This is a genomic window from Methylobacterium sp. 275MFSha3.1 (assembly GCF_900108435.1).
Classification (GTDB): Bacteria; Pseudomonadota; Alphaproteobacteria; order Rhizobiales; family Beijerinckiaceae; genus Methylobacterium.
Map to the genome: position 1 here is coordinate 82,397 of NZ_FNWP01000021.1, position 15,387 is coordinate 97,783.

Sequence of the window (15,387 nt, forward strand, 5' to 3'; positions counted from 1 at the left end):
GTGCGGGCAAAGCCGAGGTTCCCGCACGCGGCGCTTTCGGCTAACCGGGCGGGAGCGGGCGCCGCCCGGTCCGGCCGCGCGCGCCCGAACCGGCAGCCCGAGACCGGCCCACGAGACCGTCAGAGGTTCGCTCATGCGCAGGCTGATCCTGCTGCGGCACGCCAAGTCCGACCGTCCGCCGGGCGTGGCGGACCACGAGCGCCCGCTCAACGCGCGCGGGAAACGGGCCGCCCCGGCGGTGGGCGCCCACCTCGCGCGGGAGGGCCTGTGCCCGGACCTCGCCCTGGTCTCCACCGCCGCGCGGACCCGCGAGACCTGGGCCGCGATGGAGGCGGCCCTCGGCAGCCCCGAGACGCGCTGGCATTCCGAGATCTACGAGGCGCCGGCGGACCGGATCCTCGGGGTAATCCGGCAGGCGCCCGACGCGGCCGCCACGCTGATCGTCGTCGGCCACAATCCGGGCCTCGGCGACCTCGCCGCAATCCTCGCGGGCTCGGGACCGCGGGCGGCCCGGGACCGGCTGGCCCTGGAATTCCCGACCGCGGCCTTCGTGGTGATCGACTTCGACGGCGACCGCTGGGCGGAGATCGCGCCGGGCCGCGGGCACCTCGACCGGTACGTGCGCCCGCGGGACATCGACCCGGATCTCGGCGGCTGACGCCTCAGGCGACCGGCACCGCGACGGCGTGCGCCTCGACCTCCGCGTGGGTCGGCAGGGGCGAGCCCGGCACGAAAGCCTCGAAGGCCGCCCAGAAATCCTGCCGGATCGCGTCGCGCTCGGTCAGGATCTCGTGCCGGGAATTCGGCAGGACCAGGATATGGCCGGCCTTCAGCCGGGCGGCGAAGCGCTCGGTTTCCGCCGTGCCGCAGACCGGGTCGGCGCCCGCCGCGACGATCAGGGTCGGCAGCCCGATCCGCGGCGCCGCCCGCGGGTCGCGCAGCCGCGCCATCGCGCGGAACGCCTCGGCGAGCCACGCGATCGTCGGGTCGCCGACCGCGCCGGCGCCGACCTGCCGCGCCGCCGCGGCGTTGCGAGCGTAGCGGATGGGATCGCGCGAAAGGCGGTTGCCGGCGTACGGGTTGGTGGCGATCGAGACCGGCTTGCCGAACGGGATGTAGCGGCTCCCGAGGCCGAGCCGCTGCAGGCTCCGCGACAGGATCGCGGCGCCGGCCGGCCAGCGGACCATCCGGATCGACAGCATCGGCGCCAGGGTCACCAGCCGCCGGAACGGCAGCGCGCCGTCGAGGGCCGCGAGGAGGGCGACGCATCCGCCCATGGAATGCGCGAGGCCGACATGGGGCTCGGGCATCAGCGGCACCAGGATCGTCTCGGCCACCGCCCGCAGGTCGAGCCGGTAATCGTCGAACCGGGCGACGTGGCCCTTGTGGGGGTCGTCGACCCGGCGGTCCGATTCGCCCTGGCCGCGCCAGTCGAAGGCCACGACCGCGAAGCCCCGGGCGCGCAGCTCGTGGATCGTCTCGTAGTACTTCTCGATGAACTCGGCCCGGCCCTGGAGCAGGCAGACCGTGCCCCGGCAGGTGCGCGCCGTGGTCTGCCAGTAGGCCGCCCGCAGGGTGCAGTCGTCGCGCGTGCCGACGGCGATCAGCGTGCCGCCCGGCGGGACCGGGTTGTCGGGGGTGCTGCGCAGGGTCAGGAGCGGCGGCTCGCGCCCGGTGTCACCGTCGAAGCGTCTCACTGGCCTCACCTCAGCGCCTTCGCGCACCGTCCGATACACGCCCGGATGCACTCTGCGACCGTAGCGAAAAAATCTCGTTTCCGACCCTCGCCGGGGGTCTTGAAGCGCGATTTTCCCCCTCCGATATCTCGTCTGTGCCGGCCGTCAGGCGGCACGAGAGACGGGTCCGGCCCATCGGGCGGACCGGAATTGCATGTTGCTCAGACGAGGATATGTCATGCGTCAGTTCGATCTCGCTCCCCTGTACCGCTCCACCGTCGGCTTCGACCGCCTGTTCTCCGCCCTCGACCAGTTCGCGAGCGCCGAGGCGGCCCCGACCTACCCGCCCTACAACATCGAGCGGACCGGCGAGAACGCCTACCGCATCACCGTCGCGGTCGCCGGCTTCACCGAGTCCGACCTGTCGATCGAGGTGCGGGAGAACGCGCTCACGCTGAAGGGCGAGCGCAAGGCCGAGGGCAGGGCGGAGTTCCTGCACCAGGGCATCGCGGCCCGCGCCTTCGAGCGGCGGTTCCAGCTCGCCGACCACGTCCAGGTGACGGGTGCGGCGCTGGAGAACGGCCTCCTCCACATCGACCTCGTCCGCGAGGTTCCGGAGGCGAAGAAGCCCCGTCGCATCGAGATCGCCTCGGCGGCGCGCCCCAGCGCCCCGGTGATCGAGGGCGACGTCCGCAAGGACGCGGTCCAGCAGGCCGCCTGACCCCGCCCCGCGCGGAAACCGTCAGGTCCACATCAGGTACCGATCAGGTTCTTGGAGCGCCTCGGCCCCGGCCGGGGCGCTTTCTCGTGGCGGCTGTCATAATGGCGTGTGGCCGTCGTGCTCTCTGTCGGATTCGACGGTGCACGGATGCGCACCCGGAGTGAACCCGACGATGGTCGCCAATCTCGCCCGCGGAGCCTACAGCGCGCTCGGAGCCGGCTGGCACAGGGGCGTGCAGTGGGGCGTCGGCGCGCCGATCGCCAAGCTGCGCCGCCGGTCGGTCCCGCTGCCGGGCGTCGCGGGCGTGGGCGGAATCGACGACGTGCTCTCGGCCGAGCGGGCGATCCGCCTGCCCGAGCCGTTCGAGGGCCGCAGCCTCGGCCGCATCGGCAGCCTCGAGGTCCGGCTGGCGACGCGGAAATCGGAGATCCGGCGGGCCCAGCGGCTGCGCTACAAGGTCTTCTACGAGGAGATGTCGGCGGTGCCCTCCGGGCTCGCCGCCCTGTCCCGGCGCGACGTCGACGGCTACGACGCGGTCTGCGACCACCTCCTCGTCCTCGACCACGCGGCGCCGCGGCGGAAGAAGCCCTTCGTCGAGCCGCGCCCGAAGGTCGTCGGCACCTACCGGCTGCTGCGCGGCGAGGTGGCCGAGCGGCATACCGGCTTCTACTCGGAGAGCGAGTACGACCTCGCGCCGCTTCTCGCCGCGCAGGGGCACCGGCGGCTCCTGGAGCTCGGCCGCTCCTGCGTGCTCAAGCCCTACCGGAGCAAGCGGACCGTCGAGCTGCTGTGGCAGGGGATCTACGCCTACGTCCTGCACCACCGGATCGACGCGCTGATCGGCTGCGCGAGCCTGGAAGGCACCGACCCGGACCGGCTGGCCCTGCCGCTCGCCTTCCTGCACCACCATGCCCGCGCGCCGGAGGGCTGGCGGGCCCGGGCGCTGCCGGAGCGGGCGGTGGCGATGGACCGGATGCCGCGCGAGGCGGTGGACGCCAAGGCGGCCCTGCAGGCGCTGCCGCCCCTGATCAAGGGCTACCTGCGCCTCGGCGCCACCTTCGGCGACGGTGCGGTGATCGACCGCCAGTTCGGAACGACGGACGTGTTCGTCGCGCTGCCGGTCGAGGTGATCGGGGCGCGCTACCGGGGCCATTTCGCGCCGGCCGGGTGAGAGCGCGGGGCATCGGAGGCGGGAGCCCGCACCGTCCTCGCGAGCGGAGCGGAGCGATCCAGCGTCGCCGCGCTTCGCAGGGTCGCGCTGCCCTGGGTTGCTCCGATCCGCGCGCGAGGACGACGGCGCGGCCGCCCCTCAGAGATCCCCCAGAGCCAGCTGACCCTGGTTGCGCGCCTTCGGCGGCGCGGCCTTGCGCTCCTTGGCCCGCCCGGAGGCGGGGCGCGCGGCGGCGGCCTTCCTGGGCTTCGGGTCGCCGCGCATCCGGGCCACCGCCTTGTCGCGGGCCACGGCCTCCGGGGCGTTCGGGTCGTCGCTCAGCCACTTGCCGCGCTTGATCACCTCGTTCACGCGGCCCTGGTTGACCCCGACCTTGAAGGCGATCTCCTGCTGGGTCATGCCCGTCGTGGCGTGCAGGTCCAGGATCGCCCGGGCGAGTTCCGGGGTCATCTTCTGTCCGGTCAGCCGCCGGGCGGGCTTCACCGTCCGGGTGGCGCGGTCGCGCTCGCGCAGGCGCTCCAGCAGCGCCAGCGCCATGTTCATGCCGTGCTCGCGCAGGGCCTCCTCGAATTCCTTCAGGGTCGCCATCGGCGCCATCCTCCGCCGGGCTCTCGAGCCGGGTGCTGGCCGGGGAACGTGCCGGGAACGAAGCGGTTGCGCAAGCCGATCCGGCGGGTGCGCTCCGCCGCGCCGGTGGATGACACCCGCCGTCCACCGGAAATGCGCGTCCCTGGCCTCCCCCCGGCGGCTCCGCTAGAGGGAGCCGGACCGTGACGGCCGCGGGCGCGCAGACGATGATCACCCCGATCCGCAGAATTGTCCCCGGCGAGGCGTCCGGCTCCCGGGCGCGGGGGCTGGAGGCCGCGGCGGTGCTGCTGTTCCCCGATCTGCCCTTCCCGTTCAGCGCGTTCGAGCGCCGGTTCACCGAGCGGCCCTTCGCGGACGGCAGGGCCGAGAACGTCTGCATCCGCGGCGCGGCCGCCGAGCTGCGCGGCGCGACCGGCACGCCGGAGGAGCGGGAGTCCCTGCGCCGGCTGCTGATCCGCGTCCGCGCCTTCACCCGGGACCCTCTCGGACCTCGTGATGCACGGCGCCATGGGCGGCCGCTACATGCTGGAGCTGACCGCCTACCTGCCGGTCGCCGCCCAGGCCGACCCCACCTTAAGCCCGCAGCGTATCCTCGCGGCCAAGCTCGGCCGCGCCCGTCGCACCTGAGACAGGAACCGCACCGATGATCCTCGAAATCGCGCAGATCGAGATCAAGCCCGGCCTCGAGGCCGAGTTCGAGAAGGGCATCACCGAGGCCTCGGCGATCTTCAAGCAGGCCAAGGGCTGCCGGCACTTCGAGGTCCGGCGCTCGATCGAGCATCCGCAGCGCTACCGCCTGATGATCCACTGGGACACGCTGGAGGCCCACACCAAGGACTTCACCGGCTCGCAGCCCTGGCAGGATTACCGCGCCCTGGTCTCCCACTGCTTCGACGGCCCGGTCGCCGTCGAGCACGCCGAGCAGGTGCTGAAGGCGTTCTGAGCCTCGGCGCGAGGCCGGGCAGGGCCTACAGCGATCCGAAGCGTTGCGAGCCCGACCGCCGGTGCTAGGCTCCGGCGCGACGGGACCCGGGACGAATCATCGGGATTGCGGGTGGGGAACAGGCTGATGGCGCGGCTCGGACGGCTCGCGGGTGCCCTGGCGCTCCTCGGAGGGATCGCCAGCAATCCGGCCCTCGCCCAGACCTCGCCGGCCCTGTCCCCACCTACGGCTCGCACCGCGCCCCGCCCGGCGACGGCCGTCGCCGCGCCGTTCGCCAGGACCTTCGTCCGGGCCGACCTCGCCAGCGCGGCGGTCCGCCTAGAGACCGCGCTCAAGGCGGAGGCCGGCGGCCCGCTGCGGCCGGCCGGCCAGTCCCGCGCGGCCGGGCTGGCCCTGCTCGCCGCCGATAAGCCCGACGAGGCGCTGGCGCCTTTGACCGCCGCGGTGGCGGCCGATCCGGCCGACGCGCGCAACTGGCAGGCCTATGCCCGGGGGGCCGCGGCGGCCCTGGATGCCCTCGAGGACAACGACTACCAGGGCCGGTCGCGCCTTCGCGGGCGGGTGACGGCCGCCGCCTACCGCACCTACGAGCGCGCCGGCACGGCGGCCGACGCCGCGGCCGCGCTGGCGGCGCTCGGCGCCGCCGAGGCCGAGCAGGAATCCTGGCGCCCGGCGCTCGACGCCTACGCGGCGAGCCTCGCGCTGGCCGAGACCGGTTCGGTCCGGGAGACCTACGAGACCGTGCGGGCGCAGCACGGCTTCCGGATCCTCGACTACAAGGTCGATTCCGACGCGGCCGCCCCCCGGGCCTGCTTCACCTTCTCGGAGGCGATCCGCCCCAAGACCGACTACGCCCCCTTCGTCGCCGTCTCGGGCAGCAGCGCGGCCGCCGTGACCGGGGAGGGCTCCCAGGTCTGCGTCGACGGGCTCAAGCACGGCGGCCGCTACGCCATCGTGGTCCGCCAGGGCCTGCCCTCCGCGGTCGGCGAGAGCCTGCTCAAGGCCGCCGATTACGAGATCTACGTCCGCGACCGCGCCCCGCAGGTGCGCTTCACCGGGCGCAACTACGTCCTGCCGCGGACGGGCCAAGCGGGCGTGCCCCTGGTCTCGGTGAACGCGCCGAAGCTCGACGTCGAGGTGCTGCGGATCGGCGATCGCGGCCTGCTGCCGACCCTGCGGTCGGAGGATTTCCTGGGCCAGCTCAGCGGGTCCACCGCCCGGACGATCGCGTCCGAGAAGGGCCAGCGCGTCTGGAAGGGCACTCTCGACACCGCCAAGGCCGAGATCAATCAGGAGGCCGTCACCGCCTTCCCGGTCCTCCAGGCCGTGGGCAAGCTCGAGCCCGGCCTCTACGTGATGCTGGCCCGCCCCTCCGGCACGGCCGCCTCCGACGAGGAGTACGACACCCAGGCGACCCAGTGGTTCGTGGTCTCCGACCTGGGGCTCACCGCCACCAAGGGCCGGGACGGGGTCACCGTGGTCCTGCGCTCGCTCGCCTCCGCGCAGGTGATGCCGGGCGCCGAGATCCGGCTGGTCGCCCGCAACAACGAGGTGCTGGGCACCCGGACCACGGACGCGCAGGGCCACGTCGCCTTCGATCCCGGGCTCGCCCGCGGGGAGGGCGGCCTGGCGCCGAGCCTCGTGGTCGCGCAGGCGGGCGGCGATTACGGCTTCCTCGACCTCAACCTCGGCGCCTTCGACCTCACCGACCGCGGCGTGAAGGGACGGCCCGAGACCGGCGGCCTCGACGCCTACCTGTTCCCGGAGCGCGGGGTCTACCGCACGGGCGAGACCGTCCAGCTCACCGCCCTGCTGCGCGACCCCCGCGGCGCCGCTGTGCCGGACCTGCCGCTGACCCTGGTGGTCAAGCGGCCGGACGGGGTCGAGTACCGGCGCGTCTCGGTGCCCGACCAGGGGCTCGGCGGCCGGGCCCTGCCGCTGCCGCTCCTGTCGGGGGCGATGCACGGCACGTGGCGGGTCTCCGCCTACACGGACCCGAAGGCGCCCGCGATCGGCGAGACCAGCTTCCTCGTGGAGGATTACGTCCCCGAGCGGCTGGAGGTGACCCTCAAGGCCCGGCAGGCGGCCCTGAACCGGGGCGAGGCCGCGCAGGTCGACGTCGCCGCCCGCTACCTCTACGGCGCCCCGGGCTCCGATCTCGACGTGTCGGGCAGCGTGACCGTGCAGGCGGCGGCCACCAGCGGCATCAAGGGACTGGAGACTTATTCCATCGGTCTCGACGACGAGGCCGTGGAGCCGACGACCCAGGAGTTGCAGGACCACGCCACCACGAACGCGCAGGGCGCCGCCACCGTCACGGTGCCGGTGCCCCAGGTCGCGGCGCCGCGGGCGCTGGAGGCGAAGATCACGCTGGCGGTCGGCGAGCCCGGAGGCCGGGCGCTGTCGCGCAGCCTGACCCTGCCGATCCTCCCGGCGAGCCCGGTCCTCGCCCTGCGCAAGGGCTTCACCGACCTCAAGGAGGGCGGGATCGCCGGCTTCGACGTGGTGTTCGCGCGCCCCGACGGGGCGCTCGTTGCCCGGCCGGGCGTGAGCTGGACCCTGTCGCGGATCGACTCCTCCTACCAGTGGTACCGGGCGGACGGGCGCTGGTCGTTCGAGGCGGTGAAGTCCGCCCGGCGCGTCGCCAGCGGCACCGTCGACCTCACGGCCGCCGGCCCGAGCCGGATCGAGGCGCCGGTCGGCCTCGGCCGCTACCGGCTGGAGGTCTCGACCGCGGGCGCCCCGGAGGCGGGTGCGAGCCTCGGCTTCGAGGTGGGCTGGGGCGGCTCCGAGACCGCGGAGGCGCCGGACCTCCTCGACCTGACCCTCGACAAGGCCGCCTACGCGGCCGGCGACACGCTGCGGGCCAAGCTCAGCCCGAAGTTCAAGGGTCAGGCCAGCCTGATGGTCGTCAGCGACCGCGTTCACCAGACCCTGGAGGTCAGCGTGCCGGAGGGCGGCACAACGGTCAGCATCCCGGTGAAGGCCGAGTGGGGCGCCGGCGCCTACCTGGTGGCCACCGCCTACCGGCCCCTCGACCAAGCGGCCAAGCGCCTGCCCGGCCGGGCGCTGGGTCTGGCGTGGTTCTCGGTGGACCGGGAGCGGCGCAGCCTCGGGGTCGCCCTGAAGGCGCCGGAGCGGGCGCGCCCGCGCCAGGACCTGACCCTGCCGGTCCAGCTCACAGGACTGAAGGCCGGCGAGCCGGCACGGATCACCGTGGCGCTGGTCGATGTGGGCATCCTCAACCTGACCCGCTACGCGGCGCCGGACCCGACCCAGTACTTCCTCGGCCAGCGGGCACTCGGACCGGAGGTCCGCGACCTCTACGGCTACCTGATCGACGGCATGCAGGGCTCGGCCGGGGCGATCCGCTCCGGCGGCGACGCGGGCGGCGGCGAACTCGCCGATTCCCCGCCGACCCAGGCGCCGCTGGCGCTCTATTCCGGCGTGGTGACCGTGGGGTCGGACGGCGCGGCCAGCGTCACCTTCCCGATCCCGGCCTTCAACGGCACCGGCCGCGTCATGGTCACCGCCTGGAGCGGCGACCGGGTCGGGCAGGCGCAGGCCGACGTGATCATCCGCGACCCGGTCGTGCTCAGCGCCACGCTGCCGCGCTTCCTCGACACCGGCGACCGATCGCGCCTGTTCGTGGCCCTCGACAACGTCGAGGGGCAGGCGGGCGAGTACACGGTCGACCTGAGCCCGACCGGCCCGGTCGTGGTCGGCGCCAGCGCGCTGCGCCAGACGCTGCGGCTTGAGGCCGGCGCCAAGGGCCAGTTCGCGATCCCCCTCACCGCCGCCGGACCCGGCACGGCCCGGCTCGACCTCGCCCTGTCGGGGCCCAGCCTCCCGGCCGCCCTCAATCAGAGCTTCGCCCTCGGGATCTCGCCGGGGACGGGCGCCCTGCTGCGCCGCTCGGTGCGCAGCCTCGCCCCCGGGGCGAACCTGACGCTGACCTCGGACCTCCTCGCCGACCTGCAGCCCGGCACCGGCAGCGTCTCGCTCTCGGCCACGGCCCTCCCCGGGGTCGACGTGGCGGCCCTGCTCCGGGCGCTCGACCGCTACCCCTACGGCTGCTCCGAGCAGGTGGTGAGCCGGGCGATGCCGCTGCTCTACGTCAACAAGCTCGCGGCGCTGGAGAAGCTCGCCCTCGACGCGGGCGCGGACGAAAGGGTGCGCGAATCAATCGAGCGCCTGCTCGCCCGCCAGGATTCGAGCGGCGATTTCGGCCTGTGGTCGGCGCAGGGATCGAGCGACCTCTGGCTCGACGCCTACGTGACCGACTTCCTGACCCGCGCCCGCGAGCGCAACTTCGCGGTGCCGCAGAAGGCCTTCGCCCAGGCCCTCGACTACCTGCGCAACGCGGTGGCCAACGCCACCGAGGTGCGCAACGGCGGCGCCGACCTCGCCTACGCGGCCTATGTGCTCGCCCGGAACGGCCGGCCGGTGATGGGCGACCTGCGCTACCTCGCCGACACCAAGATCGGCGACTTCTCCTCCGCCCTCGGGCGCGCGCAGCTCGCCGCCGCTCTGGCGCTGCTCGGCGACCGCGGCCGGGCCGCCAAGACCATGGAATCGGCGCTCACGGTCCTGCGTGCCGAGCGCGACAAGGGTGTCTACCGCGCCGATTACGGCTCCCGCCTGCGCGACGGGGCCGGGCTCATCACCCTGGCCGCCGAGAGCGGGCTGGCGCAGGGGGCGCTGGGCCCCGCGGCTTCCGCGCTCGGCGAGGAGCAGCAATCCGAGCGTGCGACGAGCACGCAGGAGAATGCCTGGCTGGTGCTCGCCGCCGAGAGCCTGTCGAACGAGGCGGGCGCCCTCTCGTTCACCCTGGACGGCGCCCCGCAGACCGGGATGCTGGCGCGGGTCTATCGGGAGGCGGCCCTGGCCGACCGGGGCGTTCAGCTCACCAATACCGGCCGCGCGCCTGTGCAGGTGGCCGTGACCGTCAACGGCAGCCCCCTGGTGCCGGAGCCGGCGGCGCAGCAGGGCTACACGATCGAGCGCAGCTTCCGCCGCCTCGACGGCAGCACCGTCGATCCGGCGAGCGGCCTGCGCCAGAACGACAGGTTGGTGGTGGTGCTCAAGGTCACCGAGGCCAAGGCGGAGGCGGCGCGGCTCCTGCTGGTCGATCCGCTGCCGGCGGGGCTGGAGATCGACAATCCGAAGCTCCTCGACGCCGACGCCCTCCAGGGGCTCGCCTTCGCCAAGTCCGACGTGCAGCCGGTCCACACCGAGTTCCGGGACGACCGGTTCGTGGCCGCCTACGACCGCGACCCGAGCCAGTCGGCCTTCTTCACCGTGGCCTACACGGTGCGTGCGGTCTCGCCCGGGACCTACGTCCATCCGGGCGCCACCGTGGAGGACATGTACCGGCCGGCGCGGTTCGGCCGGACCGCCTCGGGCAGCGTGACGGTCGGGGCGGCCAAGTAGGGCGGACGGCGTTCGCGCGCTCCGCTCGTCGGGGTCCGCCCGTCATCGCGAGCGCAGCGAAGCGACCCAGGACAGCGCGCCATCGGTGAGCGTGGCGCTACCCTGGATTGCTTCGCTGTGCTCGCAAGGACGGGGGTGCGGAGGCCGTCGTCCGGATCCGACTAGGACGTCACGGCGCAACCCGCCGGGCCGGGCTGCTGCGTTGCGGCGGGCACATGGTGCGCTGCGGAACCGCCGTGAGCGCCCACCCATTCCTCCAGGTCCCGTTCGGAACCCGTGGAGCGATGCCCGATGCCGGACCTCGACGCGCGCGCCGGCTCCGCAGCCCGCGCGCTGGCCTACCTGCCGTGGTGGGCCGAGAGCCTGATCCTCATCGTCGCCTGCTGCGCCGTGGTGATGCCCCTGCACGGGGTGGTCTACCGGGCGATGAAGCGGGCGGTCGCGGGCAAGAGCCTGTTCTGGCGCTCGCTGGTGTCGCGCACCCGCGGGCCGAGCCGCCTCGGCCTGATCGTGGTGGCGATCAGCCTCGCTTCGACCACTGTGCACTTGTCCTGGGAGGTGCGGATCGCCCTCAACCAGATCCTGCTGGTGGCCTTCGTGACACTGACTGGCTGGTGCTGCGCCACCGCGCTGCACATCGCCACGGTGATCTACCTGCGGCGGTTCAAGCTCGACGCCGAGGACAACCTCCTGGCGCGCAAGCACTTCACCCAGATGCGCATCCTAGAGCGGGCGGGCGTGACGCTGGTGGCGCTCGTCACCCTGTCGGTGGCGCTGATGACCTTCGAGCCGGTGCGCCAGTACGGCGTCAGCCTGCTCGCCTCGGCGGGCGCGGCGGGCCTCGTCCTCGGTCTCGCCATGCAGCCGGTCCTGTCGAACCTCGTGGCCGGTATCCAGATCGCCATCACCCAGCCGATCCGGATCGAGGACGCGATCATCGTCGAGAACGAGTGGGGCTGGGTCGAGGAGATCACCGCGACCTACGTGGTGGTCCGCCTCTGGGACTGGCGCCGGCTGGTCCTGCCGCTGACCTACTTCATCCAGAAGCCGTTCCAGAACTGGACCCGCGACGGCGCCTCGCTGATCGGCAGCGTGTTCGTCTACGTCGACCACCGGGCGCCGGTCGCGGCGATGCGCGAGAAGCTCGCCGAGATCGCCGGGGCCACGCCCCTGTGGGACGGCAAGGTGGTGAACCTCCAGGTCTCGGACGCGAAGGAAGCGACGATCGAGATCCGGATGCTGGTCAGCGCCCGCAACGCGCCCCAGGCCTGGGACCTGCGCTGCGTGGTCCGCGAGGCGATGATCACGTGGCTCCAGGCCGAGCACCCGGAGGCCCTGCCGCGGCACCGGACGGAATGGGTCGGGGCCGCGGAGATGCCGCTTCGCCGTGCGGAGGAGCGGCGGTTTGCGGCGTGAGCCGCCCCGTCATCGCGAGCGCAGCGAAGCGACCCAGGGCGGCGCGCCATCTGTGCGCGTGGCGCTACTCTGGATTGCTTCGCTGCGCTCGCAAGGCCGGTTGTCAGTCGTCGGCGCCGGCGTAGAAGCTCTCCACGCCGATACCCTCCTCCTGCATCAACCGGGCGCGGGCGCGCAGCTTCTCGGTCTCGCTCTTGAGCTGGCCGCAGGCCGCCAGGATGTCCCGGCCGCGGGGCGTGCGCACCGGCGAGGCGTAGCCGGCGTTGAACACGATCTCGGAGAAGCGCTCGATCCGGTCCCAGTCCGAGCACTCGTAGCGGCTACCCGGCCAGGGGTTGAACGGGATCAGGTTGATCTTGGCCGGGATGCCCTTGAGCAGGCGCACCAGCTCCCGCGCGTCCGCGTCCGAATCGTTGACTCCCTTCAGCATCACGTACTCGAAGGTGATCCGGCGGGCGTTGCTCAGGCCCGGATAGGCCCGGCAGGCCGCGAGCAGCTCGGCAATCGGGTATTTCCGGTTGAGCGGCACCAGCTCGTCGCGCAGGTCGTCGCGCACGGCGTGCAGCGAGATCGCCAGCATGGCGTTGGCCTGCTCGCCGAGCCGCGGGATCTGCGGCACGACCCCCGAGGTCGAGACCGTGATCCGGCGGCGCGAGAGGCCGAGGCCCTCCTGATCCGACATCACCCCGACCGCGTCGACCACGGCGTCGAGGTTGTAGAGGGGCTCGCCCATGCCCATGAACACGATGTTGGTCACGAGCCGGCCGACCTCGCCGGAGCCGCCGGCGTCGCGGCTCGGCATCTGGCCGGGCCAGTCGCCGAGCTCGTCCCGGGCGGTGACGAGCTGCTGCACGATCTCGGCCGCGGACAGGTTGCGCACGAGGCGCTGCGTGCCGGTGTGGCAGAAAGAGCAGGTCAGCGTGCAGCCGACCTGGGAGGACACGCACAGCGTGCCGCGGTCGGGCCCCGGAATGTAGACGCACTCGATCTCGGCGCCGCGGTTGTGCTCCTGCCGGTTGGTCGGCGCCATGCGCAGGAGCCACTTGCGGGTGCCGTCGCGCGAGACCTGCCGGCTCGCCACCTCCGGCCGCTCCAGGGTGAAGTGCTCGGCGAGCTGCGCCTTCAGCGCCTTGCCGACGTTGGTCATCTCGGCGAAGTCGGACGCCCCGCGGAAATTGACCCAGTGCCAGACCTGGCCGGCGCGCATCCGGCTCTCGCGCTCGGGCACGCCCATGCCGATGAGCTGTGCCTTGAGGGCGTCGCGGGTCAAGCCGACCAGCGAGGGGCGGCGGCCGGGCAGCGCCTCGGGGAGGAGATCCGGCGCCTTCTCGATCGCGGCATCGGCCGCGCGGGCGCTGTCGAGCGACGGCGTCGCCATGGTGTTCAAACGATCCATACGTTGGAAAGGGTCTGATATACGCGATCGCGGCAGCGAAGGCGAATGCGTGCCGCCCACAGGGGCCCTGACGGAGAGCCATGGCGACCGACACCCGAGCCGGGCAGGCGATCTACAATCCGCGGACGCTACAGATCTACGACCTCGTGGTGCTGCGCCTGTCGAACCCCCTGATCTGGCGCTGCCCCACGGCGCGGATCCTCGATCTCTACGACCGGCACGCGGGCCTCGCGCATCTCGACGTCGGGGTCGGGACCGGCTGGTACCTCGACCGATGCCGGTTCCCGGCGCCCGCGCCGCGGGTCGGCCTGATGGACCTCAACGCCGACAGCCTCGCCTTCGCGGCCGACCGGATCGCGCGCTACCGGCCCGAGACCTACCGGATCGACGTGCTCGCCGCCCCGGCTACCGGCATCGCGCCGTTCGACTCGATCGGGATGACCTACCTGCTGCACTGCCTGCCGGGCGACATCCCCGCGAAGGCGAGGGCCTTCGACACGGTGCGACCGTGCCTGGCCGACGACGGCGTGGTGTTCGGCGCCACGATCCTGTCGGGCGGCGTCCCGACCACGGGCGCGGCGCGGGCGCTGATGCGGGTCTACAACCGCAAGGGGGTGTTCTCGAACGCCGCCGACACCCTGCCGGCGCTGCGCGCGGCGCTGGAGCAGCGGTTCCGGTCGGTCGAGATCACGGTCGTCGGCTGCGTGGCGCTGTTCGTCGCGCGGGAGCCGCGCTGATCCATTCGCCGTCTTTGCGAGCGGAGCGAAGCAATCCAGCGGCGCCACGCCCGCCGAGCTCGAGCCGCCCTGGATTGCTTCGCTGCGCTCGCAAAGACAGGCACGAAAAAGGGCGCCGGCGGGCGCCCTCATCCAATGTGCCGAGTCTCAAAAGAGTCAGGCGGCGGCGGTCTTCACCGGCACGCCCTTCTCGGACAGGAAAGTCTGCAGCTCGCCCGACTGGAACATCTCGCGAGTGATGTCGCAGCCGCCGACGAACTCGCCCTTCACGTAGATCTGCGGGATGGTCGGCCAGTTCGAGAAGGCCTTGATGCCCTCCCGGATCTCCTGATCGGCCAGGACATTCACGCCCTTGAACGGCACGCCGAGGTAGTTGAGGATTTGCACCACCTGCCCCGAGAAGCCGCATTGCGGCATCTGCGGCGTGCCCTTCATGAACACCACCACGTCCTGGGAGGCGATCTCGTTCTGGATGGTCGTGTTGACGTCGGTCATCGCTCTGTCCTTGTTCGTCGGTCGTATGTGAGGCCTGAATCAGCGGCGCGCAACCGACGCGGCGATCGTACGAAGTGCGCGCTCTATGTCGAAAGTCTCGGTCAGCAGATCCTCAGGACGGAACGGGCAGGCCTCCGGCAGTCCCGGGAGCAGCGCGTTCCCATAGGCGCCGAGACCAGCCTCGGCCGCCGTGACGGCCGATTTCCAGATCCTGCTCCAGTTCAGCCTTTGCCGCATCGACGCTTCGTAGGCATTCCGGGCGGTGATCTGGAAGGTCGCGACCTCCTCCCGCCAATGCAGGCTGGCCGGCGCGAGCGGGGCGGACGCGCGCTTGAGGAGGTGGGCGAGCGTCTGGATCAACAGCCCCTCGACGGCCCGCAGATGCGAACGCCCCACGCTCTCGATCTCCTCGGCAACGTTCTCCCAATCGACCGCGTTCGACAGCTCAGGCCGTTCGGCCAGCGCTCGCAGGGCCGCCGCCTGCTCCTCGGCCCAGGTCACGATGTCGTCGTCGTAGAGACTCGGTCGGTCCATCGGGAGCGCTCCCGCGAGAAGGCTCAATCCTGCGGGACGCCCGTGGTAAGCGCAAGGGCGTGGAGCACGCCGCCCATCCGGCCCTGGAGGGCGCCGTAGACCATCTGGTGCTGCGCCACCCGGGTCTTGCCCTTGAAGGCCGCCGACAGGACGGTGGCGGCGTAGTGGTCGCCGTCGCCCGCGAGGTCGCGGATCTCCACCTGCGCATCCGGCAGGGCCTCGCGGATCATGCGCTCGATCTCGCCCGCATCCATCGGCATCGGGAAACTCCTCGTCA

Annotated in this window: 13 protein-coding genes and 1 pseudogene; 8 read left to right on the forward strand and 6 right to left on the reverse strand. The window is 72.6% G+C overall.

Features of this window, described 5'->3' with window-relative positions; translation table 11 throughout:
- Positions 1–133 precede the first annotated feature (133 nt).
- The gene (locus tag BLW78_RS22785) at positions 134–658 is read left to right on the forward strand and encodes a SixA phosphatase family protein (RefSeq protein ID WP_091682282.1); all 525 of its coding nucleotides are present in this window, start codon (positions 134–136) and stop codon (positions 656–658) included.
- 4 nt (positions 659–662) lie between these two features.
- Here the strand turns inward: BLW78_RS22785 and BLW78_RS22790 are convergent, their stop codons facing one another.
- The gene (locus BLW78_RS22790; RefSeq protein ID WP_091682284.1) at positions 663–1,697 is read right to left on the reverse strand and encodes an alpha/beta fold hydrolase; all 1,035 of its coding nucleotides are present in this window, start codon (positions 1,695–1,697) and stop codon (positions 663–665) included.
- Between the two features lie 217 nt (positions 1,698–1,914).
- Here BLW78_RS22790 and BLW78_RS22795 point away from each other — a divergent pair, with 217 nt between their 5' ends.
- Entirely contained in the window at positions 1,915–2,397 is a 483-nt protein-coding gene (locus BLW78_RS22795; RefSeq protein WP_042673074.1) for an Hsp20 family protein, read from the forward strand.
- Positions 2,398–2,569: 172 nt separating this feature from the next.
- A complete protein-coding gene (locus BLW78_RS22800) occupies positions 2,570–3,568 on the forward strand; it encodes a l-ornithine N(alpha)-acyltransferase (protein ID WP_091682363.1) in 999 nt (332 codons plus the stop codon).
- 138 nt (positions 3,569–3,706) lie between these two features.
- On the opposite strand, the gene BLW78_RS22805 is transcribed toward BLW78_RS22800, so the two are convergent.
- Entirely contained in the window at positions 3,707–4,156 is a 450-nt protein-coding gene (locus BLW78_RS22805) for a DNA-directed RNA polymerase sigma-70 factor (RefSeq protein WP_026604809.1), read from the reverse strand.
- A gap of 206 nt (positions 4,157–4,362) precedes the next feature.
- On the opposite strand from BLW78_RS22805, the pseudogene BLW78_RS22810 reads away from it, so the two are divergent.
- From BLW78_RS22810 to BLW78_RS22825, 4 genes and pseudogenes are all read left to right on the forward strand, one after another.
- Positions 4,363–4,783 (forward strand): annotated as a pseudogene (locus BLW78_RS22810) (Kdo hydroxylase family protein).
- Positions 4,784–4,799: 16 nt separating this feature from the next.
- Entirely contained in the window at positions 4,800–5,099 is a 300-nt protein-coding gene (locus BLW78_RS22815) for an antibiotic biosynthesis monooxygenase family protein (RefSeq protein WP_091682289.1), read from the forward strand.
- Positions 5,100–5,225: 126 nt separating this feature from the next.
- Positions 5,226–10,532 carry an alpha-2-macroglobulin family protein gene (locus BLW78_RS22820; protein ID WP_091682295.1) on the forward strand — a complete coding sequence of 1,769 codons (5,307 nt, stop codon included), beginning with the start codon at positions 5,226–5,228 and terminating at the stop codon, positions 10,530–10,532.
- 291 nt (positions 10,533–10,823) lie between these two features.
- Positions 10,824–11,948 carry a mechanosensitive ion channel family protein gene (locus BLW78_RS22825; protein WP_091682296.1) on the forward strand — a complete coding sequence of 375 codons (1,125 nt, stop codon included), beginning with the start codon at positions 10,824–10,826 and terminating at the stop codon, positions 11,946–11,948.
- 103 nt (positions 11,949–12,051) lie between these two features.
- On the opposite strand, the gene rlmN is transcribed toward BLW78_RS22825, so the two are convergent.
- Complete coding sequence (rlmN, locus tag BLW78_RS22830) at positions 12,052–13,326, reverse strand: dual-specificity RNA methyltransferase RlmN (RefSeq protein WP_041372269.1); 1,275 nt, start codon at positions 13,324–13,326, stop codon at positions 12,052–12,054.
- 98 nt (positions 13,327–13,424) lie between these two features.
- On the opposite strand from rlmN, the gene BLW78_RS22835 reads away from it, so the two are divergent.
- On the forward strand, positions 13,425–14,081 hold the full coding sequence (locus BLW78_RS22835; RefSeq protein WP_091682297.1) for a class I SAM-dependent methyltransferase: 657 nt from the start codon (positions 13,425–13,427) through the stop codon (positions 14,079–14,081).
- Between the two features lie 156 nt (positions 14,082–14,237).
- On the opposite strand, the gene grxD is transcribed toward BLW78_RS22835, so the two are convergent.
- From grxD to BLW78_RS22850, 3 genes are read right to left on the reverse strand one after another with little or no spacing between them, the layout of a single operon-like run.
- Positions 14,238–14,576 carry a Grx4 family monothiol glutaredoxin gene (gene grxD, locus BLW78_RS22840; protein ID WP_012318124.1) on the reverse strand — a complete coding sequence of 113 codons (339 nt, stop codon included), beginning with the start codon at positions 14,574–14,576 and terminating at the stop codon, positions 14,238–14,240.
- Positions 14,577–14,615: 39 nt separating this feature from the next.
- On the reverse strand, positions 14,616–15,110 hold the full coding sequence (locus tag BLW78_RS22845) for a DUF29 domain-containing protein (protein ID WP_091682298.1): 495 nt from the start codon (positions 15,108–15,110) through the stop codon (positions 14,616–14,618).
- Between the two features lie 23 nt (positions 15,111–15,133).
- A complete protein-coding gene (locus BLW78_RS22850) occupies positions 15,134–15,370 on the reverse strand; it encodes a BolA family protein (RefSeq protein WP_007568343.1) in 237 nt (78 codons plus the stop codon).
- Between the last annotated feature and the right edge of the window lie 17 nt (positions 15,371–15,387).

Excerpts from the sequence above, each read along its gene's own strand:
- BLW78_RS22785 (WP_091682282.1), top strand. The coding sequence starts at position 134 with ATGCGCAGGCTGATCCTGCTGCGGCACGCCAAGTCCGACCGTCCGCCG.
- BLW78_RS22850 (WP_007568343.1), bottom strand. The coding sequence starts at position 15,370 with ATGCCGATGGATGCGGGCGAGATCGAGCGCATGATCCGCGAGGCCCTG.
- BLW78_RS22835 (WP_091682297.1), top strand. The coding sequence starts at position 13,425 with ATGGCGACCGACACCCGAGCCGGGCAGGCGATCTACAATCCGCGGACG.
- BLW78_RS22800 (WP_091682363.1), top strand. The coding sequence starts at position 2,570 with ATGGTCGCCAATCTCGCCCGCGGAGCCTACAGCGCGCTCGGAGCCGGC.
- rlmN (WP_041372269.1), bottom strand. The coding sequence starts at position 13,326 with ATGGCGACGCCGTCGCTCGACAGCGCCCGCGCGGCCGATGCCGCGATC.
- BLW78_RS22825 (WP_091682296.1), top strand. The coding sequence starts at position 10,824 with ATGCCGGACCTCGACGCGCGCGCCGGCTCCGCAGCCCGCGCGCTGGCC.
- BLW78_RS22845 (WP_091682298.1), bottom strand. The coding sequence starts at position 15,110 with ATGGACCGACCGAGTCTCTACGACGACGACATCGTGACCTGGGCCGAG.
- BLW78_RS22805 (WP_026604809.1), bottom strand. The coding sequence starts at position 4,156 with ATGGCGACCCTGAAGGAATTCGAGGAGGCCCTGCGCGAGCACGGCATG.
- BLW78_RS22820 (WP_091682295.1), top strand. The coding sequence starts at position 5,226 with ATGGCGCGGCTCGGACGGCTCGCGGGTGCCCTGGCGCTCCTCGGAGGG.
- BLW78_RS22815 (WP_091682289.1), top strand. The coding sequence starts at position 4,800 with ATGATCCTCGAAATCGCGCAGATCGAGATCAAGCCCGGCCTCGAGGCC.
- grxD (WP_012318124.1), bottom strand. The coding sequence starts at position 14,576 with ATGACCGACGTCAACACGACCATCCAGAACGAGATCGCCTCCCAGGAC.
- BLW78_RS22795 (WP_042673074.1), top strand. The coding sequence starts at position 1,915 with ATGCGTCAGTTCGATCTCGCTCCCCTGTACCGCTCCACCGTCGGCTTC.